The organism is Nonomuraea salmonea (genome assembly GCF_042428605.1).
Classification (GTDB): domain Bacteria; phylum Actinomycetota; class Actinomycetes; order Streptosporangiales; family Streptosporangiaceae; genus Nonomuraea; species Nonomuraea salmonea.
In genome coordinates this window covers 551,170-574,487 of record NZ_JBHMCF010000003.1, presented here as the reverse complement: position 1 = coordinate 574,487, position 23,318 = coordinate 551,170, and the positions used below count along the sequence as shown (strand labels likewise).

Genomic DNA, 23,318 nt, shown 5'->3' with positions numbered 1-23,318 from the left:
GGTGCCTCCGAAGTCGCTAGATCAAGCGCTTGCTACGAACTTTGGCCCAGGATACGCTCCCACCAGCAAACGAGAACAGGTTCCTGTTTTGCCCGCCCACAGCTGAGGAGATCAGATGGGCACGCTCGGTTTCTGGAGGCTCGCGCAGGCGGATCCCGAGTGGATCGCGGCCGTGGACCCCGACGGCACCCAGCACCGCGCGGGCGACCTCCTCGCCCGCTCCAACCGCCTCGTGCACGGGCTGCGCGCGCTCGGTCTCCAGCCGGGCGACGGTATCTGCGGCCTGGTGCCCAACGGCGCCGACGGCCTCGTCCTCTACCTGGCGGCGCTGCAGGCGGGCTGGTACTACACGCCGGTCAACTGGCACCTGACCGGGCCGGAGATCGCGTACATCGTCTCCGACAGCGAGGCCAAGGCGTTCTTCGTGCACCCGCGCTTCCTCGCCGAGGGCATTCGCGGCGCCGAGGCCATCGCGCCCGAGCGGCGGTTCCTGACAGAGGGCGAGGCCGGCGGGTTCCGTCCGATGAGCGAGCTGACCGGCGGGCAGCCGGACACCGCGCCGGAAGGCCGCACCGCCGGCGCCACCATGCACTACACCTCGGGCACCACCGGCAAGCCTAAAGGCGTCAGAAGGCCGCTCAGCGGGATGGATCCGGACGACGCTGCCGAGCTGATGACGTTCCTTCTCACGTTGTTCGGCATGACGCCGGGCCGGCCGAACGCGCACCTGGTCACCTCGCCGAGCTACCACACGGCGGTGACCCAGTTCGGCGGCTCCGCCCTGCACATGGGGCACACGCTCGTCTACATGGACAAGTGGGACGCCGAGGAGATGCTGCGGCTGTGCGAGCGGCATCGCGTCACCAACTCGCACCTGGTGCCCACCCACTTCAAGCGGCTGCTGGCGCTGCCGGACAAGACGCGCACCGCGTACGACCTGTCCTCGCTGCGCTGGATGATCCACGCCGCCGCGCCCTGTCCCGTACCGGTGAAGTGGGCGATGCTCGACTGGTGGGGCGACTGCGTGTACGAGTACTACGCGGCCACCGAGGGCGGCGGCACCATCGCCACGCCCGAGGACTGGAAGGCCCACCCCGGCACGGTCGGCAAGGCCTGGCCGATCAGCGAGCTGCTCATCGTGGACGACCAGGGCGAACCGGTGCCCACCGGCACCCCCGGCACGATCTACATGAAGATGATGGGCGCCACGTTCGAGTACAAAGGCGACCCCGACAAGACCGCCGCGAACCGCCTCAAAGACCACTTCACCGTCGGCGACATCGGTTACCTGGACGAGGACGGCTTCCTCTACCTGTGCGACCGCAAAGCCGACATGATCATCTCAGGCGGGGCCAACATCTACCCGGCCGAGATCGAGAACGAGCTCATGGTCCACCCCAAGGTGGCCGACGTGGCCGTGTTCGGCATCCCCGATGAGGAGTGGGGCGAGCAGATCAAGGCCGTCGTCGAGCCCGCGCAGGACGCCGAGCCGGGCCCCGAGCTGGCGGCCGAGCTGCTGGCCTCGCTGGAGGGCCGCCTGGCCAGGATGAAGTGGCCCAAGAGCATCGACTTCATCGCCGAGATGCCCCGCGAGCCCAACGGCAAGCTGCTCAAACGCAAGCTCCGCGCCCCGTACTGGGAGGGACACGACCGTGCCATCTGATCCGCTGGTCGCGCAGCACGTCCTGGAGTTCCCCGGCGGCTACACGCGTACGACGGGGCCGGTGATCGGCCGGTTCCTCAGCGAGTTACGCGCCCGCCGCCTGGTCGGCGTGCGTACGGCGGAGGGCCGCGTCCTGGTGCCGCCCCTCGAGTACGACCCCGCCACCGGCGAAGCCGTCACCGGCGAGTACGTCGAGGTCGGCCCGGCCGGCACGGTCACCACGTGGGCCTGGGTGGACGAGCCGCTCCCTGGACACCCGCTCGACCGCCCCTTCGCCTGGGCGCTGATCCGCCTCGACGGCGCCGACACCGACCTCGTGCACGCCCTCGACCCCGGCAACCCCAAGGCGCTGCGGCAGGGCATGCGGGTCTGGCCGGTCTGGCGCGAGCAGCCCAAGGGCCACATCACCGACCTGTCGCACTTCGTCCCCGAGGTCACCCAGATCGTCTCCGACGTGCGCGCCGAATACCGCCTCCAGGCCGGCGGCGCGCTGCGGGTCTTCCTCGAAGGGGTCGAGCGCGGCGTCCTCCTCGGCGGGCGCTGCGAGCGCTGCGCCAAGGTGTACGTGCCGTACCGGGCGGCGTGCCCCGAATGCGGCAGCGCCCTCCCGGACACCTTCGAAGTGCCCGACACCGGGACGATCACCACGTTCGCCATCAACAACCTGCCCGACCCCCGGGCCCCGCAGGTGCCGTTCGTGTCGGCGTACATCCTGCTCGACGGCACCGACATCCCCATGATCGCGCTGGTCGGCGACGTGCCCGCCCACGAGGTACGCCAGGGCATGCGGGTCAGGGCGGTCTGGGTGCCCGAGAGCGAGCGCACGGCGTCCATGGCGAACATCCGCTGGTTCGCCCCCACCGGCGAGCCCGATGTGGAGCTGTCATGAGAGATGTGGCCATCGTCGCGTTCGCCCAGACGCGGCACACCGATCACGACACCGGCCTGAGCGAGCCCGAGCTGATCACCCCGGTCATCAACGAGGTCAAGGAGCGCACCGGGCTCACCAGGTTCGGCTTCACCTGCTCGGGCAGCTGCGACTACCTCGCGGGAGCGCCGTTCTCGTTCGTGTCGGCGCTCGACGCGCTCGCCGCCTGGCCGCCGATCTCCGAGAGCCACGTCGAGATGGACGGCGCCTGGGCCCTGTACGAGGCGTGGGTCCGCCTCCAGCACGGCGACGTCGACTCGGCGCTGGTCTACGGCTTCGGCAAGTCGTCGCTCGGCGACCTGCGCACGATCATGACCCTGCAGCTCGACCCCTACTACCTGGCTCCGCTCGGCCTCGACCAGCTCTCCTACGCCGCGCTCCAGGCCGCCGCCGTCGGTGCCGACCCCGGGGAGCTGGACGAGATCGTCCGGCGGAGCAGGGCGGACGGGCGCGGCAACCCGTACGCGCTGGATCTGCCCGAGCCAGAGCCGGGCGGCGAGGACCACGCCGTGCGGCCGCTCAGGAAGATCGACGTGCCGCCCGTCACCGACGGCGCGGCGGCCGTCGTGCTCGCCGCCGGCGACCTGGCCAGGCAGCTGTGCCCCAGCCCTGCCTACATCACGGGCATCGCCCACCGCATCGAGCCCCACTACCTCGGCCTGCGCGACCTCGCGCGATCCGGCTCGGCGGCCGACGCCGCCCGTGCCGCCGGGGTCGCCAAGGGCCCGGTCGAGGTGGCCGAGCTGCACGCCCAGTTCCCGCACGAGGAGGTCATCCTGCGCGAGGCACTGGAGCTCGGCGGCGACACCCTCATCAACCCCTCGGGCGGGCCGCTCGCCGCCAACCCCGTCATGGCCACCGGCCTCATCCGCATCGGCGAGGCCGCGCGCCGCATCCACGACGGCGCCGCCCGCCGCACCGTCGCGCACGCCGCCGCCGGCCCCTGCCTGCAACAGAACCTCGTGACCGTCCTGGAGGCCCGATGAACAGGTGCGCGGTCATCGGCGTCGGCCAGACCCGCTACACGACCAAGCGGCGCGACGTCTCGCTCGCCGGGCTCGTCCGCGAGGCGGCGCAGCGGGCGCTCGACGACGCCGGGCTGACGTTCAAGGACATCGACGCCGTGGTGGTCGGCAAGGCGCCCGACCTGTTCGAGGGCGTGATGATGCCGGAGGTGTACCTCGCCGACGCGCTCGGCGCGGCCGGCAAGCCGCTGATGCGGGTGCACACCGCGGGCAGCGTCGGCGGCTCCACCGCCATCGTCGGCGCCTCGCTCGTCCAGGGCGGCGTGCACGACCGGGTGCTCGTCGTCGCCTTCGAGAAGCAGTCGGAGTCGAACGCCACCTGGGCCCTGTCCACCCACCTGCCCTTCAGCTCGTCCCTCGTGGTCGGCGCGGGCGGCTACTTCGCGCCGCACATCCGCGAGTACATGCGCAGAACCGGCGCACCCGGGCACATCGGCACGCTCGTCGCGGTCAAGGACCGGCTGAACGCGCTGAAGAACCCCTACGCGCACCTCAAGATCCCCGGCATCGACCAGAAGATGGTCGAGTCGACGCCCATGCTCTGGGAGCCCATCCGCTACCTGGAGACCTGCCCCTCCAGCGACGGCGCCTGCGCGCTCGTGCTGGCCTCGGAATCGGCCGTCACCGGCACGCCCGCCTGGGTGCACGGCACCGCCATGCGTTCCGAGCCGATCTTCCGCGCCGGGCGCGACACCGTCAGCCCGCAGGCCGGCAAGGACTGCGCCGCCGACGTCTACCGCCAGGCCGGCATCACCGACCCGCGCAGGGAGATCGACGTGGCCGAGGTCTACGTGCCGTTCTCCTGGTACGAGCCCATGTGGCTGGAGAACCTCGGCTTCGCCGCCGAGGGCGAGGGCTGGAAGCTCACCGAGTCGGGCGCCACCGCACTCGACGGCGACATCCCGTGGAACGCCTCGGGCGGGGTGCTGTCCAGCAACCCCATCGGGGCGTCGGGACTCATCAGGTTCGCCGAGGCGGTGCTGCAGGTGCGCGGCATGGCCGGCGAACACCAGGTGGACGGCGCCCGCACGGCGCTCGGCCACGCCTACGGCGGGGGAGCCCAGTTCTTCGCGATGTGGATCGTCGGACGGGAGAGACCCTGATGGAGTTCAACCACGCTGACCTGTTCGAGGGGCTCGCGGACACGATCGGGGAACGCACGGCCATCGTCTGCGGCGCTGAGCGGCGCACGTACGCCGAGCTCGAGGCCGAGGCCAACCGGCTCGCCCACTACCTCATGGACCTCGGCATCCAGCCGGGACAGCACGTCGGCCTGCACCTCTGCAACGGCGTCGAGTACGTCGCCGGGCTGCTCGCCGCGCTCAAGATCCGGGCGGTGCCGATCAACGTCAACTACCGCTACGTCGAGGCCGAGCTGCTGTACCTCTACCGCGACGCCGACCTGCGGGCGCTGGTCTACGACGTCGAGTTCGAGCCCCGGGTCGCCGCTGTCGCCGGGCAGGCGCCGCTGCTCGACCACCTCATCGCCGTGGGCGGGCCGCCCTCGATCGGCGGGGCCGTGACGTACGGCGCCGCTCTGGAGCGCGGCCGGCCGGACCGCGGCTTCCCCGCCCGCTCCGGCCAGGACCTCTACATCATCTACACCGGCGGCACCACCGGCTTCCCGAAGGGCGCGATGTGGCACGTCGAGGACCTGTTCATGGGGTTCGGCGGCGGCAACCCGTACGGCGAGCCGCGCGCCACGCCGCAGGAGGTCATCGACGAGGCGGTCAAGGCCAACCCGATGGTGATGATGGCCGCGCCGCCGCTCATGCACGGGGCCGCGCAGATGGCCACATTCATCGCGTTCTGGATGGGCTCGACCATGGTGTACGTCCGCAAGTTCGACGCCGCCGATGTCCTGCGGACGATCGAGCGGGAGCGCGTCACCACCGTGAACATCACCGGCGACGCCATGGCCAGGCCGCTCACCGATGAGCTGGCGACCGGCTCGTACGACGTCTCCTCGCTGTTCGTGATCAGCTCGACCGGGGCGATCCTGTCCGGCGCCGTCCGCGACCGCCTCCAGGAACTGCTGCCGAACGTCATGATCCTCGACAACTTCGGCTCCACCGAGTCCGGCTACACCGCCTCCGGCGTGGCCGGCTCCTCACCCGAGAAGGGCCTGCGCTACCAGCCCAACTCCGTCGTCAGGCTGGCCGTCCTCGACGAGGAGAACCGGCCCGTCGAGCCCGGCTCAGGGCAGCTCGGCACCGTCGCGCGGTCGGGCTGGGTGGCGTTCGGCTACTACAACGACCCCGACAAGACCGCGCGCACGTTCGTCACCTCCGACGACGGCACCCGGTGGCTGCTCACCGGCGACCTCGCCACCGTCGAGAAGGACGGCACGGTGAACGTCTTCGGGCGCGGCTCCCAGTGCATCAACACCGGCGGCGAGAAGGTGTTCCCCGAGGAGGTGGAGGCGGTGCTCAAGGGGCATCCCGGCGTGTTCGACGCGGTGGTGACCGGGGTGCCGGACGAGCGCTGGGGCAACCGCGTGGCCGCCGTCATCGAGCCGCGGCACGGGGTGCCGGTGACGCCTGAGGAGCTGGACGCGCACTGCCGGACGCTGCTGTCGGGGTACAAGGTGCCTCGGACGTACGCGTTCGTGGACGAAATGGTCCGCTCTCCGGCCGGTAAGGCCGACTATCGGTGGGCTCGGGAAACCGCAGAAAACGCCTGAAAACCTTCGCCTGAGCTGGGCCCGGGGGCGCTCGGCCTGGCTCAGGCGGCGCGACTGGCTCGGCTCAGGTCGTGTGGCGTAGTTCGTCCTGGAGGGCCTGGGCTTCGGCCGTCCCGCCGGCTTTCTCCAGGAGGGTCAGCCTGCGCCGCAGAACGTCACGGAGCAGGCCGGCGGGGGCGTCGTCATCGGGGAGGCCGCGCAGCAGGTCGGCGGAGACGCGCAGCGCGGCGTCGGCGGCGTCGTTCCGGCCCAGCTCCTGCTGGCACATGCCGAGCCGGGCGTGCGCTACCGCCCGTGACAGCGGGTCGCGGGTCACCTGCGTACCCCGATGGAAGACCAGCCCGGCCTCCAGCGCCCGGCCCGCCTCCATGAGCGCGTCGCCCAGCATGAGCATCGCCCTGGACAGCAGCCCGGCCTGCATGGGGTTACCGGGCGAGAACCGTTCGAGCGCCGCCACCGCCTCCCGCAGCGGCTGCACCGCCTCGGCCGACCGCTCCCGCATCCTGAGCGCCCCGGCCAGCGTCAGGCACGCGCCCGCCCTGCTGGTGTGCAGGGCCTGCGCGTTCGTGCCCGTGGCCAGCAACTGGTCGTAGATGGTGATCGCCTCACGCGCCCTGGCCTCCGCCTCGGCGCCGTCGTCCAGGCCGAGCAGGGGCAGCAGCTCGGAGCTCTGCGCCAGCGAGTCCGCCAGAATCGCCCGGTACGTCAGGTCGCCAGGCATCTTCCTGGCCGCCGGGATCAGGCCCTCGACCAGCGTGTTCGCCTCGGCCAGCGCGCCCAGCATCATGTGGCACCTGATCAGCCGCTGGGTGGCGAGCACCTGCTGGACGGTGCCCGGCTCGTGGTGATCTGCGGCGATCCGAGCGTACTTGGTGGCCTCCTCAGGCCGTCCCTCCGCCAGCAGGTCGTCCGCGATGAGCGCGGCCGTCTCGGCGGCGGCCTGCGGCTCCGGCAACCGCCTGAACAACGTCAGTGCCTCCACGAGGTGCGCCAAAGCCTCCCGCTCCCGCCCGAACACCCTCAGCACCCGCCCGCGCACCTGGATCGCCCGCGCCCGCACCAGCGGCAGCTCTCCACCCGCCTCCTCGGCACGGTCCACCTCGGCCAGTGCCCACGCGATCGCCTCCAGCGCCGCCTGCGGCCGGTCGAGCGCGGCCAACGTGGACCCGAGCCGCGCGAACACCGCCGCCGCGACACCCGGATCATCCAGCTCATCGCACAGATCAGCGGCCCGCTCGCAATGCGCCAACGCCTCCACCGCCCGCCCCTGATCGAGAAGCGCACCGGCGTAGTGGTGCAACGTCTCGGCCAGCGGACGCGAATCGCGCTCATCGAGCAACGCAATGGCCTGCTCAAGCACGGGCAGTGCGGGCCGCGCGGCGGCGGCGAGGCCGTGGCCACGCGGTACCCCAGCGGCGGCGAGGGTGGCGAGGGCGTGGCCGAGAGGTTCGCGGTGGGCGGGGGAGACGGCGGCGAGCCCTCGATGGACGCGTACACACAGCTCGGCCACCTGCACCGCGCTCGCGACGTCGCCCGCCCGCGCCGCCGCCGCGCCGAACGCCGTCAGGCACCGGCCGTACCGGTCGTGGGCGTCCGTCCCGCCTTCCGCGCTGAGCGGCACCTCACGTTCAAGCGCCTCGGTGAACGCGGTCAGCGGCCCCACCAGCCCGCCGACGTCCACAAGGTCATGATCGTCCCCGTCGGCGAACCGACCGGCAGCCGCCAGCACCTCACCCGCGAACCCGGAAAGCGCCCCGATGAGCGCATCGAGCGCATCCGCCCCGGGCAGCGGACGAATACCGAGAATCCGCGCATACAACACAACCCCCGCTGCCGGCCCCTCCTCCTCCACCCGCAACCGCGCCAACCGCACCAGCGCCAGCACATGCACACCCATGAACTCATCCGGCACCCGCCCGGCGGGGCTCCCCCTGAAGGTCGCGTCCGGGGTCTGAGCGGTGAGGGTTGCCATCGCGGTGGTGCCCTCGGCCAGGCGGGCTTCGGCGGCGTCGGGTTCGTGCAGGTCGGCGAGGCACAGGCCGGCCAGCTCCAGGCAGGCGGCGGAGAGGAGTCGTTCGTCGTCGCCGCCAGGCGCGGGAAGGAGGCCGAGTGCGCGGTCGACGGAGGCCAGGGCGCCCTCCGCGTTCTGGCGGGCGAAGCGGATTCCGGCCTGCAGCCGCAGGGCGCCGGCCAAAGCCGACGGGCGGGCCGCGCCTTCGGCCACCAGGGACGTGTACAGGTCGACCAGGCGGTCGGCCGCCGCCTCCGCGTCCGAGGGGCAGTCCGCGCGGGACAGGGCGACGGCTTCGAGGATGAGCAGTTCGCCCAGCTCGGCCTGGGCGCCCGCCTGCGGGCGGCTCGCCTCGATGGCGGTGAGCAGGTGCGGGATGGCCTCTTTGTACCGTCCAAGACCCACCAGCGAACGGCCCAGCGCCGCCGCCACCATGCCCACGGCGATGGCGTGCGGGGCGGCGGGCGCGGCATGACGTTCGAGCAGCTCGGCCGCCTGCATGGCCAGCGCGAACCCCTCCCCGGCTCGCCCCGTGTCCGCCCAGACCCGGGCAAGGTCCGCCTGCGCCGACAGGTACGCATGGATGCGCTCGATCTCCGGCGTACCGGCGCGTTCCACCGCCTCCCTGCACTCGGCGAGCCGCCGCTCCGCCCTGGCCACCGCCTCCTCTGGCCGGTCGAGCACCATCCGCAGCAGCCACGGCTCGTCGGCGGGCCGGTCCGCCTCTCCGCCCCTGCGCAGCCGGGCCCGCATCTCGGGGCCGTACCGGCGGTAGGAGGGGTCCTCGACGCTCAGCACGTCGTACAGTTCGGCCGCCATCTCCAGTTGCGCCGGCCCGTCGGCCGTCCGGCCCAGACCGTCCAGGCAGAGGCCGAGCAGCCGCCGCCCCCTCGCCTGGGCCGCCATGTGCCCCTCGGACGCCTCCACCGGCACGGCCATGGCCTCCTGCAACGGCCCGAGCGCGTCCTCAGGGCGGTCGTCGGTCAGCAGCAGCTCGCCCAGGTCGAGCAGCCGGTCGGCCAGGGCGGGCCGGTGCTCGGCGGGGTCGAGCGTCACGAGGGCCCGCAGGTTCCGTACGGCCTCCGCCGCCGCCCTGATGGCCGCGTCCAGATCGTCGAGCCCGGCGTGCAACCTCGCCACCAGGCCGGCCGCCGACGCCAGCATCGCCCGCAGCCCCGGCTCCTCACCCGCCAGCCCCCGCAGCCGCGCCACCGCCTCACCCGCCGGAACGAGCGCTTCGGCCGGCCTGCCGTTGCCCTCCAGCCAGGCGGCGACAAGGTGCAGCCGCTGCGCCACATCCCGATGCGTCGGCGCGACGCCCCTGACCGCCGAGGTGACCGCCACCGCCAGGCAGGCGGCCAGCTCAGGCAGCACCTCAGCCGTACCGACCTGGTCGAACGGCATCAGCGGCTCCGGCCCCGCCACTGCCTCATGCCCCGCCCCCGCACCCCACCCCGACCCGCCCGCACCGGTCCCGGTGAGCCCGCCCCGCCCGGCCCCACCCAGCTCACCCGCCCCTGCCCCGGCAAGCCCACCCGCGGCGGTCCCCAGAAATCCGCCCCGCCCGGCTCCCACGAGGCCGTCCGAACCTGCCCTGGCAAACCCGCCCGCATCGGCCCCCATGAGCCCGCCCCGAACTGCCCGACTTTCGCCCGCCCCACCGGGGGCACTTCCACCTGACCCGGTGAAAGCCCTCTCGCTGTCCGCGTGCGTCATGCCGCTGGTGCCTGGGGTGGCGAGGCCGCCTGGGCCGGCGTGGGCGTTCCAGGTGGGGCTGGGCTGAGGGCCTGTGCTCGTCCCGGTTTTGGCGAGGGTGAGGAGGGTGGTCAGGTGGGAGGCGAAGCCGGGGTGGCCGCCGGCGCCTTCGAACGCCGTCACCGCCTCCTCCAGGCGGCCGCTCTCCAGCAGCGCGCAGGCCACGTTGTACTGGGCTCGGGCGGCAGGCCCCGCGTAGCGGGGGTCGTCCTCGGCGAGGAGATGGAAGCGGGTCGCCGCCTCCTTCGCGGGCTTGATCGCCCCGCCCGCCTCGCCGCCCAGCAGCAGGTACGCCCCCAGCCCGAACAGCGCCTCCGCCTGCCCCACCGCGTCCTCGTACGGGGGAGCGCCGGCGTACAGCTCCACGGCCTCCGCCGCCGCCGCGACCGCCTCGCCCACCCTGCCGACGGCCGCCAGCCCCCGCGACCACCACGCCAGGGCACCGGCCAGCGCGACCCGTTCCCCGGTCGCGCGCCGGTGCCGCACGGTCAGCTCGGCGAGGGTGACGTCCAGCGCCCGCAGGCCGAGCCCGCCGTTGCGCAGCCCAGGGCCGGCGTTCCCCGGTTGCGCCACGGGGAGGGCGGCCACCGCCTCGGCGAGCTGCCGGTCCCCGCCGAACAGGACCAGCGCCGCGTTGACCGCGTCGCCCAGCCCGCCGCCGGGATCGCCCACGGCCGCCGCGACCAGCCGGCCGATGCGGCTGGCGATCAGCGACCACAGCGCCGCCCTGACCCGTTCGCGGCCGGCGGCGAGCCGCAGCACGTCGAGCATCCGTACGAGATGCGCCGTCGTCCGTGCCTCGTGATCGTGGACGGCGAGGACGAGCGCGTCAAGATCCTCCGTCCCGTCCAGCAGCTGCTCACCCACCACATCGAACCCGTGGGCCGGCACCCCCACGCGCCCCGACCACCGCGCCACCTCCTCGGCCACCCCGCCCTGCCGGTCCACAGAGGCGGCGTGCGCGGTGGCCGCGCCACCGATGTGGGTGGTGGTGTCAGGGCTTGTCGTGTCTGCGGCGGCGCTGGGGTGTGCTGAGGCTGTGGAGGGGGTGCGGGCGCGGATGCTGGGGACGGTGGTCAGCAGGGCGGGGAGTTCGTCGGGGCGGGGGGTGGTGAGCAGCAGGACGGCCACCGCCTGTCGTCTTGCCGAGTGGCCGAGCCGCTCTGGCCCGCCCGGCCGCTGGTCGCCCAGGTCGCCGAACCACTCGAACCTCTCCCATGGAGGGGCGATCGCGTCACCGTGCTCGTCCAGCTGGGGTTGGGGAGCGGTCGGCTGATCGTCCTCGGGGCGGGGCTGCCATAGCTGGGACCAGCGGGCCGACTCTCGGGTCAGGAAGCGGTCGATCAGGGTTGCGCCGCTGACCGGGGAGTCGCCGTCCAGATGTAGTAAGGCCGCCAGGTGGACGTGGAGGGGGAGGCCGTATTCCGGGTCGTCGAGGCGGGGTGGGGTGGGGAGTGCGGCTTGGCCTGGGGCGAAGGCGCGCATGGCGGCCAGGGCGTGGTCTTCCCGCTCGGGGAGCGTCAGCGGGTGGGTGTTGAGCTGGATTCTCGTGGTGTTGAGGCGTCTCAGACGGCCGCCGGCTGCTGTGTCGAGGCGGCGCCACCAGTCGGGGTCGCCGGGTTCGCGGGCCACCAGCAGGAGTCGTATGCGGGGGTTGCGGCCGTGTTGGGCCAGGCGGCGGATCAGCTCGCCCACCAGCGGGGCCGATGGCTCCGGGCCGTCCAGGACGACGAGTGTCGGTCTCGAAGCCTCCAGGCGGAGCACCTGTCCGGACGGAGGTGTTCTCAGGTCGCTGGGTGGTGGTGCGGAGAGTATGGCTGCGAGGGTGTCCCGTGGGAGGAAGCCCGCGTCCCATCCGGCCGAGCCCAGCTCCGCGCACAGCTCGGCGGCCAGCCGGGTCTTTCCCGTGCCGCCTCGCCCGGTCAGTACGGCGATCGACAACGCCGCCGCCTCCGCGGCCCACGCGTGCAACTCCGCGAGCGGCGCCTCCCGGCCCAGGAACGGCACCACGGCGTGCCGAGCCATCAAGTCCGCCCAGTGGCCGTGGCCGCGCACCGAGGCAGGCGGGGGGACGACCGGTGCGGCCAGGACGTCCGGGACAGGCGGTGCCGGTGAGGGGTTGCGGGCAGGGGGCGGTGGTGCGGGGAGGGCTACGGCGGGGGTCAGCAGGGTGGCAAGGGCCACGGCGGGAGGGCCGGGGATGGTTTCGAGGCGCCAGGGGGCGACGCCGGTCAGGTCGCGGAAGCGTTCGTCGGCGAGCAACGCGGTCACCGGGACGACGTCGAGGCGGCGCGGCGCGTACCCGATGACCACGCCGACGATCTGCCCGGCCGGTTCGGCGAGCAGCGCGGCGCCGGGCAGTCCGTGCCAGAGCGCCGCCGGGCGGGTCTCGAAGCCGGGGCTGACCACGCGGGCCGTCAACGTCTTGGACACGGCGCTCGCGGGCGGCTCCACCAGCCCGGACACCGTCTCAGGCGCGCGGGCCCCGCCCCGCTCCCCGGCCTGCCCGTAGCCGGACGCCGCGCAGCGCGCCGTCGCCCCCGTGACGCGGCCCCAGCGCGTGTGCTCGATGTCGGCCAGGGTCGCCCAGGCCGGTTCCGGTACGCGCAGCAGCACCGCGTCCGCGCCGCGCCGGCCCCGCCACACCGGCTCGGCCGGCAGCCAGCGGTCCGACCACGCCGGGCGTACGTGGCACGGCCCGCCCGCGTCCACGACCTGCCCGGAGGTCAGCACGAGATCGGCACCGATCGCGTACCCCGAGCCGGTCACGCCGACGACGTCGTCATGACCGGAGAAGACCTCGGCGACCCGTTCGAGCCCGAGGCTGTGCGGTGGCGTGTGCATGGGTCCGCCTATCAGCTACGTCCCGGCGTGCCTTCCCCCTGATCAGCGGCTGATCTAACTCACTATCGCACTATGGCCCGGAAATTTCCCGGCTTGTCACGCCTTCTCCGTCGTGAGCCACGCCGCCATCCCCAGGTACACGAGCCCGCTGCCCACGTCCAGCCGCCGCCGGGCACGGGCCGACCCGCGCAGCCGGCCGGCGAGGGCGGAGGACAGCAGCGCGTACGCACCGTCGGACGCCACCCCGAGCACCACCCACAGCAGCCCGAGCAGCAGGATCTGCGGCCCCACCGGCCCGGCCTCCGGGTGCACGAACTGCGGCAGGAACGCCAGGAAGAAGATGGCCGTCTTGGGGTTGAGCACGTTCACCACGAACCCCTCCCAGAACAGCCGCCGCCGCGTCTGCACCGGCAGCTCCACCGGCGTGTCGCCGGTGGAGCCCTTGCGCATGAGCTTGCGGACGCCGAGCCAGAGCAGGTAGGCCACGCCGACGTACTTGACCACGGTGAACGCGGTGGCCGACGCGGCCAGCAGGGCGCTGATGCCGAGCGCGGCGGCGGCCACGTGGACGAGGGAGCCGGCGTGCACGCCGAGCACCGAGATGATGCCCGCGCCCCGGCCTTGGGCGACGCTCCTGGTGACGATGTAGAGCACCGCCGGTCCCGGGACGATCAGCAGCCCGAGGGTGGCCGCGCAGAAGAGGGCGAGGGTGGTGATGTCCGGCATGAGGCCATCGTAGGAACGGCGTCAACGACTTTTCAGAGGCTCTGGGTGAGGGCGGTGAGGAGGGCCTGCGTGGCGGGCGGGTGGGGTGGTTCGCCGTAGACGGCGGCGTACACGTGTCGCACCGAGCCGGGCACCTCGCGCGCCCGCACCTCGGGATGGCGGTGGGCGGCGAGCGCGAGGCCGGGCAGCAGCGTCACGCCCAGCCCGGCGGCCACCAGCGCCTGTACGGCCACGATGTCGTCGCTGGTGAACCCGATGCGCGGCTCGAAGCCGGCCTTCGCGCACACGTCGAGCAGGTGGCTGCGGCACCGGTCGCAGCCCGCGATCCAGGAGGACCCGGCGTGGTCGGCGGGCGCGCCGGGCTCGTCGGCGGCCAGCAGGAAGCTGGGGTCGTCGAGCAGGTGGACGAGGTGGAGGCCGTTGTCCTCCGGAGCGGTGTCGTCGTACCGGAAGATGACGGCGACGTCGACCCGCCCGGCCCGCAGCAGCCGCAGCGCCTCGGGCGGCTCCACCTCGGTGAGCTGGAGCCGCAGCCCGGGATGGGCGTCGGCGAGCAGTGTGGCGGCCTTGGGGATGAACGTGCCGAGCGCGGAGGGGAAGGACGCCAGCCGGACCCGCCCGGACCGCAGCCCCACGTGCGCGGCGAGCTCCTCGGCGGTGGCGTCGAGGCGTTCGATGATGTCGGCGGCCCGCTCGGCGAGCAGCCGGCCCGCCTCGGTGAGCCGGATGCCGCGCCCGGCGCGCTGGATGAGCTTGGCGCCGGTCTCGGCCTCCAGCCTGGCCAGGTGGTGGCTGACGGAGGGCTGGGAGTAGTGCAGCTCCTTGGCGGCTTCGGTCAGCGAGCCCTTGCGGGCGACCGCGAGGAGGACGCGCAGACGAGCGACATCCAGCATTCATCAAGCATATCTATCGATCAACCACAAGACATCTGTTGGACCTATCAGTCGAGGTGAGGGACCGTGGAAGGGAAGGCAGCGGACGGACCTCGGCAGGGGGTTCACCATGAAGACCGCAACCATCACCAGACCAGGTCTGGACGTCCTCGTGAGGGGCGTGTCGCGCATCGTCGCCCGCGGCCTGGGCGCCAGGCCGACCGCCTTCGCGGTCGCCGACCTGCTCCGCGACCACCTGCCCGGTCTCGACGTGCTCACGCCGGACGAACGCGAGGGCTCGCCCGGCGGCTACGTCTCGCACGTCCTGCACGCCGAGGACCGCTTCTCGATCTGTGGCGTCGTCTGGCGCCCCGGCCAGGAGACCCCGGTGCACGACCACGTGTCGTGGTGCACGTTCGGCATCCTGAGCGGCATCGAGTACGAGATCCTCTACCGCGACATGGGCGACCACCTGATCGAGATCGGCCGGGCCGCCAACGACCCGGGCGAGGTCAGCGGGTTCGCCCCGCCCGGCGACATCCACAGGGTGCGCAACACCAGCGACGAGGTGGGGGTGTCGCTGCACGTGTACGGGGCGGACGTGGCCAGGCTGGGCAGCAGCGTCCGCCGCGTGTACGACCTACCCGTGCGTTAGACCCCGAGCGCCGACGGCAGGCTCAGCTCGTGCAGGAACAACGCCTCCGTCGTGGCGACCCGGCGCAGCTCCTCAAGATCGACCCGCTCGTTGGGCGCGTGGATGGCGGCCTCCTCGTCCTCCGCCCCGAACAGCAGGATCTCGGCCGCGGGGAACTGCTTGAGCAGGGTGCTGACCAGCGGGATCGAGCCGCCGGCGCCGACGTCCCTGGGCGGGCGGCCGAAGGCGCGCTCCATGGCGCGGTTGAGCGCCGAGCGGGCCTTGCCGCCGGAGTCGGCCTGGAAGCCGGCGCCCACGGTGTGGTCGCCGAACGACACCCGCACGCCCCACGGCGCCACCTGGCGCAGGAAGTCGGCCACGGCGTCGATCGCGGTCTTGGGGTCGCTCGCCGGAGGCACGCGGACGGTCACCCTGGCCCGCGCGACGGGCTGGACGGCGTTGATGGCGCCGGAGACGGTCGGCACGTCGAGGCCGGTGACGGTGATCGCGTACGACGACCAGAGCCGGTCGGCCAGCGACCCCGACCCCACGAGCGAGACGCCGTCGAGCACTCCGGCCGTCCTCCTGAACTCCTCCTCCGACGGCCCCTGCCCGAGGAACGACCCGCGGGGCAGGCCGGGCACGCGCACGTCGCCGTTCTCGTCGTGCAGCGCGGTCAGCATGCGCATGAGGGCGGCCAGCGCGTCGGGCGCGGCGCCGCCGAAGGACCCGCTGTGCACGGGCTCGCGCAGCGTGCGCACCTCGATGGTGAACGCGGCCATGCCGCGCAGCGAGGTGGTGACCGCCGGGTCGGCGACGCGCGGGTTGCCGGTGTCGGCGACCACGATGGTGTCGGCGCGCAGCAGCTCGGGGTTGCGCTCGACGAACGCCTCGAGGCGGTCGCCGGCGTATTCCTCCTGGCCCTCGATGATCACCTTGATGCCGACGGGGAAGTTCCCCTGGAAGGCGCGCAGGGCGGTGACGTGGGAGATGACGCCTGACTTGTCGTCGGCGGTGCCGCGGCCGTAGAGGCGGCCGTCGATCAGCGTCGGCTCGAACGGCGGCGTGCGCCACGCGGCGGGGTCGCCGGCGGGCTGCACGTCGTAGTGGGCGTACAGCAGCACGGTCGGCATGCCGGGCGGGGCGGGGGCCTCGCCGTAGACGGCCGGGAAGCTGCCTTCGACGGGCACCTGCTGCACGCGCGGCAACCCGGTGGAGCGCAGCAGCTCCTCCGTCATCTTGGCGGCGGCGAACACCGGCTCCTGCGGGTGCCCGGGGAAGGCCACGGAGGGAATGGCGGCCAGCCGCTTGAGCTCCTCGACGGCCTGCGGCATCGCGGCGGAGACAGCGTTCTCGATCTGTTCAGGAGTCACGGGACGGTCCCCCGGGGGTCGTTCTCAACAGTCGCGCCCGTCACCGGGCGCTCACGGCAGTTTCGGTCTCATTGGACCACAACCGGTCCTGTCCTGCGGAAACAGGACAGGTCGCGGTCCTGACCCGCGGGCTAATCTACCTGCGGATTTCGTCGTGGTTACATATGGGTTCTGCGGATCCCGATTTTCCTGCATATTGCTGCGACCGATTCGCTTGGCAACTCCGCAGGTGAACGTGCAGACTGTGGGGAGTTCAGACACGAGGGAAGATAACCATGACGCAGCCGGAACTCGACGTCCTGAGAGCCGCGCAGGACAACCTGTGGTTGCACTTCACCCGACACAGCGCCTACGAGCAGTCCGAGATCCCCACCATCGTGCGCGGTGAGGGGTCCTACATCTACGACATCCACGGCAAGCGCTACCTCGACGGTCTGGCGGGGCTCTTCGTCGTCCAGGTGGGTCACGGCCGGCAGGAGCTGGCCGAGGCCGCCGCCAAGCAGGCACAGGAGCTGGCGTTCTTCCCGCTCTGGTCCTACGCCCACCCCAAGGCGGCCGAGCTGGCCCAGCGGCTGGCCGCTCACACCCCGGGCGAGCTGAACCGCGTCTTCTTCACCACCGGCGGCGGCGAGGCGGTCGAGACCGCCTGGAAACTCGCCAAGCAGTACTACAAGCTCGTCGGCAAGCCCCTCAAGCACAAGGTCATCAGCCGGCAGATCGCCTACCACGGCACCCCGCAGGGCGCGCTGTCGATCACCGGCATCCCGGCGTTCAAGCAGATGTTCGAGCCGCTCGTGCCGGGCTCGGTCAGGGTGCCCAACACCAACCACTACCGCGCCGACGAGATCACCGGCGTCCCCGGCATGACCCCCGAGCAGTACGGCCGGTGGGCCGCCGACCGGGTGGCCCGCGCCATCGAGATGGAGGGCCCCGACACGGTGGCCGCCGTCTTCGCCGAGCCCGTCCAGAACGCCGGCGGCTGCTTCCCGCCCCCTCCCGGCTACTTCCAGCGGCTGCGCGAGATCTGCGACGAGTACGACGTGCTGCTCGTCTCCGACGAGGTCATCTGCGCCTTCGGCCGCCTCGGCACCATGTTCGGCGGCGAGAAGTTCGACTACGTGCCCGACATCATCACCTGCGCCAAGGGCATGACCAGCGGCTATTCCCCGATCGGCGCCATGATCGCGCACGAGCGGCTGTTCGAGCCGTTCAAGGACGGCGACACCATGTTCGCCCACGGCTACACCTTCGGCGGCCACCCCGTCTCCGCCGCCGTCGCGCTGGCCAACCTCGACATCTTCGAGCGCGAAGACCTGCTCGGCCACGTCACCGCCAATGAGCCCCGCTTCCGCCAGACCCTCGACGACCTGCGCGACCTGCCGATCGTCGGCGACGTGCGCGGCTCCGGCTACTTCTGGGGCATCGAGCTGGTCAAGGACAAGGCGACGAAGGAGACGTTCGACGCCGAGGAGTCTGAGCGGCTGCTGCGCGGCTTCTTGTCGAAGGCGCTGTTCGACGCCGGCCTCTACTGCCGGGCCGACGACCGCGGCGACCCGGTCATCCAGCTCGCGCCGCCACTGATCGCCGGGCAGAAGGAGTTCGACGAGATCGGCGAGATCCTGCGCGGCGTGCTCACGGAGGCGTGGGCACGGCTATGACACCCTTCCATCCGGTACGACGACGTGCCGGTTCCCGAAAGGAACCACCGCAATGAAGATCGGCGTCCCAGCCGAGGTCAAAAACCACGAATACCGTGTCGCCGCAACTCCGGCGGGTGTGCACGAGCTGGTGCGCAACGGGCACGACGTCTCCGTACAGCGGGGCGCCGGCCTGGGTTCGCAGATCACCGACGAGGAGTATCTGGCCGCGGGCGCCAAGATCATCGACTCCGCCGACGCCGTGTGGGCCGAGTCCGACATGGTGCTCAAGGTGAAGGAGCCCATCGCCGAGGAGTACCACCGGCTGCGCGAGGGGCTGGTGCTGTTCACGTACCTGCACCTCGCCGCCTCCAAGCCGTGCACCGACGCGCTGCTCGAGGCCCGCACGACCGGCATCGCGTACGAGACCGTGCAGGTGGGCAACGCCCTGCCGCTGCTCGCCCCGATGTCCGAGGTCGCCGGGCGGCTGGCGCCGCAGGTGGGGGCGTACAACCTGATGCGCTTCAACGGCGGCAGGGGCATCCTGCCGGGCGGCGTGCCCGGCGTCGCACCCGCGAAGGTCGTCGTCATCGGCGGCGGCGTCTCGGGCCTGAACGCCGCGCAGGTCGCCGTCGGCATGGGCGCCGACGTCACCGTGCTCGACACCAACATCGACCGGCTGCGCCAGATCGACGCCATCTACCAGGGCCGGCTCAAGACGGTCGTGTCCACCTCGTACGCGATCGAGCAGGAGGTCCTGCGGGCCGACCTCGTCATCGGCGCGGTGCTCATCCCCGGCGCCAAGGCCCCGACGCTGGTCTCCAACGACCTCGTCTCCCGGATGAAGCCCGGCTCCGTGCTCGTGGACATCGCCATCGACCAGGGCGGCTGCTTCGAGGACTCGCGGCCCACCACGCACGCCGAGCCCACCTACAAGGTGCACGAGTCGGTCTTCTACTGCGTGGCCAACATGCCCGGCTCGGTGGCCAACACCTCGACGTACGCGCTGACCAACGCGACCCTGCCGTACGCGGTCAAGCTGGCCAACCTGGGCTGGCGCGACGCGCTCAAGAGCGACCCGGGGCTCGCGGGCGGGCTCAACACGCACGGCGGGCGGCTCACGAACGAGCCGGTCGCGCAGGCGCTCGGCCTGCCGTACACGCCGGTCTCCGAGGTTCTCTGAGTCAGCGGACCCCGAGGCGGCGGCGCAGGTCGCGGGCCGTGGTCAGGACGTGCTGCAGCTCGCCCTGCCCCGGCCACGGCGAGCTGCCGGGACGCAGCAGCGTGCCGCGCACCGACGCCAGGTGCTCCACCGCGCTGAGATGCACGCCGCTGCGCGCCACCAGCCACGCCACCACGTCGGAGTGGTCGTGCAGCGGCCGGGTGACGACGTCCCACGTGCTCAGCACCTCGGCCAGGTCGGCCACGGCCGGCGGCTCACCGCCGCCGCGCCCGATCGCCGCCGCGGCCAGCTCGGCCCTGGCCGTCAGCTCGGGCTCGGCCGGTCGCGCCCACGCGGGCGGCGGCGGGTCCGACAGCCACGCCTGCGCCTCGCCGTGCTCGCCCGCAACCGACAGCAGGCCGCCCAGCTCGACGGCGGCCTCGTGGTGCCCCGCCTGCGCGGCCTGGCGGAACCAGTGGCGCCCGCCCGCCAGGTCGCCGAACTCGGCTATCAGCAGCAACCCGTAGTTGTAGGCGGCCTCGGCGTCGCCGCCCGCCGCCGCCCGGCCGAACCAGTGGCTGGCCGCCGCCGTGTCGCCCAGCTCCACGCAGACGAACCCGGCCATCCGCTGGTCGCACGCCCGCCCGGCGGCGGCCGCCTGCTCGAACCAGCCCCGCGCTGTGCGCAGGTCGCCCCGCGACAGCGCCACCCCGCCCAGGCGCGACGCCGCGCCGGGATGCTCGCTGCGCGCGGCCAGCCGGTAGTACGCCTCCGCGCCCTCGGGGTCGCGGCTCGCGTCGAGATAGAGACCCAGGCAGTACGCGGACTCGGCGTGGCCGCCCCTGGCCGCGTACTCCCACCAGTGCAGGGTCTCGGCGTCGTCGCCCCCGCAGTACGCCAGGAACCCCAGGTCGTGGGCCGAGGCCACGTCGCCGTCGGCCGCCGCCCTGCGATGCCACTCGCGGGCCGCGCCCAGCTCGCCCGTCTCCTCGCACATCAGCGCCAGCCGCCGGGCCGCCGCCCGGGACCCGGCCGTCGCCGCGCTCTCGAACCACACCCTCGCCGCCCCCGGGTCGCCGCGCTGCTCCAGCAGCAGGGTCGCGAGGTGCGTCGCCGCCTCGGCGTCGCCGGTGCTGGCCGCCGCCTCGTACCAGGTGACGGCCTCCTCCAGGCTGCCGTGCTTCTCGTGCCAGATGCCCAGGTTGTACGCGCTGTCGACGTTGCCGCCCGCGGCCGCCCGCTCCCACCAGTGCTTGGCCGCCGCCCGCTCGCCGTGCTGGGCGTAGAGCTTGCCCAGCCGGTGCGCGGCGCGGGCGTCACCCGCCCGCGCGGCGGCCAGCAACTCGGGCTCGTCTCCTGCGCGCGGCGCTGGTACCGCCACCTCTCCTCGCCAGGCCATGGCGACAGACTGGCACGTGATCAGCCGATCGCGAACCGTAATCGCCCTAAGGCTTCACGAGAAGTTGATGAAGCCCGCGTACATGCCCATCCCGCAGACGTACCGCAGGGTGCCCGGGGGCCGGGGCGGCAGGCGTACGGTGGCGGGCAGCGCCACGTCGCGCCCCTCGATGACGACGGTGCCGGTGCAGCCCTGGTCGAGCACCTTGAAGACCACCTCGACCGGGGCGTTCGCCCGGGCGTCGACCATGGCGGGGCGGTAGCCCTCGCGCGTCGCCCACACGGTCACCGACGTGGGCCTGCTGCCCTGCGAGGTGGCCTGGGCGGGGGCGGGGGCGGTCAGCCAGCCGCCGAGGTTGACGCCGGTCCCCGCCGTCCACAGGCCGGCGGCGATCGCCACCACTCCGGCCAGCCGGGCCAGGCGGGTCCTGGAGACGCGCCGCAGGACGTACCCGAGGAGCGCGAACGCCGGCGCGGTGCCCGCCACGAACCCCGCCATGACCGCCGCACCCGCGAGCGGCGAGCCGCTGGTGATCGCGACCATCTCCATGCCGAGCGTGACCCCGCAGGGCACGAGGACGGTGACCGCCCCCAGCAGCGCCGCCCGCCGCCCGGAGGCGGGACGGGGCTCGGCGGTGGGACGGGGCTCGGCGGTGGCAGGGCCGCATTCGCCGCAGGCCGTCGGCTCCTCTTGGAGTTCCGCGCCCGCTGTCGGCTCCTCTTGGAGTTCCGCGCCCGCCGCCGGCTCCGTGCCGGCCGCGGGCTCCGCGTCTGACGGCGGGTTCGCGCAGGGTGTCCGGTCGCGCCGGATCAGGCGGACGGCGAGGGCGATGACCGTGAGGCCGGCCGCGACGAGCAGCACCGCCCGCGCCTGCGGCGGCAGGGTGACGGCCGAGCCGAGCAGCCCGAGCAGCGCCCCCGCCGCCGTGTGCGAGGCCAGACGCCCCGCGAGGAACCAGCCGACCAGCGCGGGATCACGCCCGCGAGGCCCGTCGGCGAGCCCGATGAGCAGCCCGCCCTGCGCCGCCGTACAGGTCGCGGTGCCCGCGAGCAGACCGGCGGCCGCCCCGCCGGCCAGCAGGGTCAGGACCTGCGCGCTCAGGGTACGAGCGCCAGGCTGTCCAGAGACCCGCTCTTGGCGGCCTCCACGATCGATTCGAACTGGTCGAGGCTCATCTCCACGCGCTGCCCGAAGTCGTCGACGATGACCACCTGGCGTTCCTCAGGCGCCGTGTGATCGACGAACAGCTCGGGGCAGCCGCAGCTGCACTGGCCGCAGAACTTGGCGATGGACCGCATGCTTGTCCCCACTTCCGATGAAGGCGTATACGAAACGTAACGCGACGCCATGAACGCGACCAGTGACAGTTCTTTGCCTCCAGGTGAGGTTTATGCAGCTCCGCCGCGGAGCACGGACATCTTCTCGAAGTACTCGTCGTCCGTCATCTCCCCGCGGGCGTACCTCTCGGCGAGGATCCGCTCCGCGGTGGCGGTCGGCTCGGTGGGCGCGCCCGGGGTTGCGGCGGCCGCGCGCCTGGGCCCCCACCAGCCCTTGCGGAACCCCGTGACGGCGAGCGCGATGACCGCCACCCACAGCAGCCCCCAGGCGAGGGGGAAGATCGGCCAGAAACCCGCGGCGGGACCCCAGTGGGGCGCCGACATGGCGATGGTGTGCATGTTCTCCTCCTTCGAACGCTGTGACTCAAGGGTCCTGCGCGGGAGGCCATGGCGAATCGCACGCCGGGCTCTGTCGCGACTGCGCCCGGGGGAGTGGTCAGGCCGCGGTCGCGTACGACGCCGGGGGTAGGCCGGGGGCGCGCCTCAACCGATCGGTTTGCGGGCGTCGATGAGGAAGCGGGCCGAGTGGGCCACGAACGGCCCCTGCGCCTCGATCAGCTCGTGCAGCTCGCGCAGCCGGTCGTGGTAGCGCTCGACGGAGAAGCCGGGCACGGTCCAGATCACCTTGCGCAGGAAGTAGATCACCGCCCCGACGTCGCGGAACTCCATGCGGAGCCGCTCGGAACGCAGGTCGACGACCTCCAGCCCGGCCGCCTCGGCCGCCGCCCTGGCCGCGCCGACGTCGCGGGTGTGGGAGCGCTGCGGGCCGAGGAAGAACTCGGTCAGCTCGCCGACGGTGCGCGGGCCGATCTGCTGGGAGAAGTACGCGCCGCCGGGCCGGAGCACGCGGGCGATCTCCGTCCACCACGTCTGCACGGGGTGACGGCTGACGACCAGGTCGAAGACGGCGTCGGCGAACGGCAGGCGCGGCTCGTCGTCGTCGTGCACCACCCACGCGCCGCGCGGTCGCAGCCGGGCGGCGGCCAGCCTGAGGTTGGGCGGCCACGACTCGGTGGCCACGGTCACCGGCGGCAGGGTGGGCACGCCGGCCAGCACCTCACCGCCGCCGGTCTGCACGTCGAGCGCGCTCCTGACCGTGGCCATGCGCTCGCCGAGCAGCCGCGAGTAGCCCCAGGACGGCCGTTCTTCGCTGGCCCTGCCGTCGAGCCAGGAGAAGTCCCACCCGGCCACGGAGACGGTTCCGGCTTCCTGCACCAAGTCGTCAAAGCTGCGCCCCATCCCTCGACCTTCTCAACGCCACGGCCCCCG

17 protein-coding genes are annotated in these 23,318 nt (G+C 72.8%); 8 read left to right on the top strand and 9 right to left on the bottom strand.

Translation table 11 applies throughout. The features are described 5' to 3' along the window. Positions 1–115 precede the first annotated feature (115 nt). The 5 genes from ACFFR3_RS03800 to ACFFR3_RS03780 are packed head-to-tail and all read left to right on the top strand — an operon-like array spanning position 116 to position 6,299. Positions 116–1,663 carry an acyl-CoA synthetase gene (locus ACFFR3_RS03800; RefSeq protein WP_345396781.1) on the top strand — a complete coding sequence of 516 codons (1,548 nt, stop codon included), beginning with the start codon at positions 116–118 and terminating at the stop codon, positions 1,661–1,663. After that, complete coding sequence (locus ACFFR3_RS03795; RefSeq protein ID WP_364365452.1) at positions 1,653–2,552, top strand: Zn-ribbon domain-containing OB-fold protein; 900 nt, start codon at positions 1,653–1,655, stop codon at positions 2,550–2,552. Before ACFFR3_RS03800 ends, ACFFR3_RS03795 begins: the two co-directional genes overlap by 11 nt. Further along, on the top strand, positions 2,549–3,577 hold the full coding sequence (locus tag ACFFR3_RS03790) for a thiolase family protein (RefSeq protein WP_345409562.1): 1,029 nt from the start codon (positions 2,549–2,551) through the stop codon (positions 3,575–3,577). The genes ACFFR3_RS03795 and ACFFR3_RS03790 overlap by 4 nt, the downstream gene beginning before the upstream one ends. Beyond that, positions 3,574–4,719, top strand: coding sequence for a thiolase family protein (locus tag ACFFR3_RS03785; RefSeq protein WP_345396784.1), 1,146 nt, complete (start codon positions 3,574–3,576; stop codon positions 4,717–4,719). Before ACFFR3_RS03790 ends, ACFFR3_RS03785 begins: the two co-directional genes overlap by 4 nt. Beyond that, positions 4,719–6,299, top strand: a complete 1,581-nt coding sequence (locus ACFFR3_RS03780; protein ID WP_345396787.1) for an acyl-CoA synthetase — start codon at positions 4,719–4,721, stop codon at positions 6,297–6,299. Before ACFFR3_RS03785 ends, ACFFR3_RS03780 begins: the two co-directional genes overlap by 1 nt. A gap of 64 nt (positions 6,300–6,363) precedes the next feature. On the opposite strand, the gene ACFFR3_RS03775 is transcribed toward ACFFR3_RS03780, so the two are convergent. From ACFFR3_RS03775 to ACFFR3_RS03765, 3 genes are all read right to left on the bottom strand, one after another. Beyond that, positions 6,364–12,909 (bottom strand): hypothetical protein, encoded by a 6,546-nt coding sequence (locus ACFFR3_RS03775; RefSeq protein WP_379482592.1) that lies wholly within the window; start codon positions 12,907–12,909, stop codon positions 6,364–6,366. A gap of 96 nt (positions 12,910–13,005) precedes the next feature. After that, entirely contained in the window at positions 13,006–13,635 is a 630-nt protein-coding gene (locus ACFFR3_RS03770) for a LysE family translocator (protein ID WP_345396810.1), read from the bottom strand. A 32-nt stretch (positions 13,636–13,667) separates the two neighbouring features. Further along, positions 13,668–14,528, bottom strand: coding sequence for a LysR family transcriptional regulator (locus ACFFR3_RS03765; protein ID WP_345396813.1), 861 nt, complete (start codon positions 14,526–14,528; stop codon positions 13,668–13,670). A gap of 109 nt (positions 14,529–14,637) precedes the next feature. Here ACFFR3_RS03765 and ACFFR3_RS03760 point away from each other — a divergent pair, with 109 nt between their 5' ends. Further along, a complete protein-coding gene (locus ACFFR3_RS03760; RefSeq protein ID WP_364365468.1) occupies positions 14,638–15,162 on the top strand; it encodes a cysteine dioxygenase family protein in 525 nt (174 codons plus the stop codon). Here the strand turns inward: ACFFR3_RS03760 and ACFFR3_RS03755 are convergent. Next, complete coding sequence (locus tag ACFFR3_RS03755) at positions 15,159–16,514, bottom strand: dipeptidase (RefSeq protein ID WP_345396816.1); 1,356 nt, start codon at positions 16,512–16,514, stop codon at positions 15,159–15,161. The genes ACFFR3_RS03760 and ACFFR3_RS03755 overlap by 4 nt on opposite strands. 275 nt (positions 16,515–16,789) lie before the next feature. On the opposite strand from ACFFR3_RS03755, the gene ACFFR3_RS03750 reads away from it, so the two are divergent. Continuing rightward, positions 16,790–18,172: an aspartate aminotransferase family protein gene (locus ACFFR3_RS03750; RefSeq protein ID WP_364365471.1), complete on the top strand. Its 1,383-nt coding sequence runs from the start codon at positions 16,790–16,792 to the stop codon at positions 18,170–18,172. A gap of 52 nt (positions 18,173–18,224) precedes the next feature. Beyond that, positions 18,225–19,334, top strand: a complete 1,110-nt coding sequence (gene ald, locus ACFFR3_RS03745; protein WP_364365474.1) for an alanine dehydrogenase — start codon at positions 18,225–18,227, stop codon at positions 19,332–19,334. Position 19,335: 1 nt separating this feature from the next. Here the strand turns inward: ald and ACFFR3_RS03740 are convergent, their stop codons facing one another. The 5 genes from ACFFR3_RS03740 to ACFFR3_RS03720 all read right to left on the bottom strand — a co-directional run bounded on the left by ACFFR3_RS03740 (position 19,336) and on the right by ACFFR3_RS03720 (position 23,288). Beyond that, positions 19,336–20,694 carry a tetratricopeptide repeat protein gene (locus ACFFR3_RS03740; protein ID WP_364365477.1) on the bottom strand — a complete coding sequence of 453 codons (1,359 nt, stop codon included), beginning with the start codon at positions 20,692–20,694 and terminating at the stop codon, positions 19,336–19,338. A gap of 72 nt (positions 20,695–20,766) precedes the next feature. Next, a complete protein-coding gene (locus ACFFR3_RS03735) occupies positions 20,767–21,765 on the bottom strand; it encodes a sulfite exporter TauE/SafE family protein (RefSeq protein ID WP_379482718.1) in 999 nt (332 codons plus the stop codon). A gap of 44 nt (positions 21,766–21,809) precedes the next feature. After that, the gene (locus ACFFR3_RS03730; RefSeq protein WP_345396828.1) at positions 21,810–22,010 is read right to left on the bottom strand and encodes a hypothetical protein; all 201 of its coding nucleotides are present in this window, start codon (positions 22,008–22,010) and stop codon (positions 21,810–21,812) included. Positions 22,011–22,100: 90 nt separating this feature from the next. Continuing rightward, positions 22,101–22,388, bottom strand: coding sequence for an SHOCT domain-containing protein (locus ACFFR3_RS03725; RefSeq protein WP_364555213.1), 288 nt, complete (start codon positions 22,386–22,388; stop codon positions 22,101–22,103). 144 nt (positions 22,389–22,532) lie between these two features. Further along, positions 22,533–23,288 (bottom strand): class I SAM-dependent methyltransferase, encoded by a 756-nt coding sequence (locus tag ACFFR3_RS03720; RefSeq protein WP_345396831.1) that lies wholly within the window; start codon positions 23,286–23,288, stop codon positions 22,533–22,535. Positions 23,289–23,318: the final 30 nt, after the last annotated feature.

Coding starts and splice junctions, on each gene's coding strand:
- ACFFR3_RS03765 (WP_345396813.1), bottom strand. CDS start 14,528: ATGCTGGATGTCGCTCGTCTGCGCGTCCTCCTCGCGGTCGCCCGCAAG.
- ACFFR3_RS03760 (WP_364365468.1), top strand. CDS start 14,638: ATGAAGACCGCAACCATCACCAGACCAGGTCTGGACGTCCTCGTGAGG.
- ACFFR3_RS03800 (WP_345396781.1), top strand. CDS start 116: ATGGGCACGCTCGGTTTCTGGAGGCTCGCGCAGGCGGATCCCGAGTGG.
- ACFFR3_RS03770 (WP_345396810.1), bottom strand. CDS start 13,635: ATGCCGGACATCACCACCCTCGCCCTCTTCTGCGCGGCCACCCTCGGG.
- ACFFR3_RS03750 (WP_364365471.1), top strand. CDS start 16,790: ATGACGCAGCCGGAACTCGACGTCCTGAGAGCCGCGCAGGACAACCTG.
- ACFFR3_RS03785 (WP_345396784.1), top strand. CDS start 3,574: ATGAACAGGTGCGCGGTCATCGGCGTCGGCCAGACCCGCTACACGACC.
- ald (WP_364365474.1), top strand. CDS start 18,225: ATGAAGATCGGCGTCCCAGCCGAGGTCAAAAACCACGAATACCGTGTC.
- ACFFR3_RS03775 (WP_379482592.1), bottom strand. CDS start 12,909: ATGCACACGCCACCGCACAGCCTCGGGCTCGAACGGGTCGCCGAGGTC.
- ACFFR3_RS03790 (WP_345409562.1), top strand. CDS start 2,549: ATGAGAGATGTGGCCATCGTCGCGTTCGCCCAGACGCGGCACACCGAT.
- ACFFR3_RS03780 (WP_345396787.1), top strand. CDS start 4,719: ATGGAGTTCAACCACGCTGACCTGTTCGAGGGGCTCGCGGACACGATC.
- ACFFR3_RS03725 (WP_364555213.1), bottom strand. CDS start 22,388: ATGCACACCATCGCCATGTCGGCGCCCCACTGGGGTCCCGCCGCGGGT.
- ACFFR3_RS03720 (WP_345396831.1), bottom strand. CDS start 23,288: ATGGGGCGCAGCTTTGACGACTTGGTGCAGGAAGCCGGAACCGTCTCC.
- ACFFR3_RS03730 (WP_345396828.1), bottom strand. CDS start 22,010: ATGCGGTCCATCGCCAAGTTCTGCGGCCAGTGCAGCTGCGGCTGCCCC.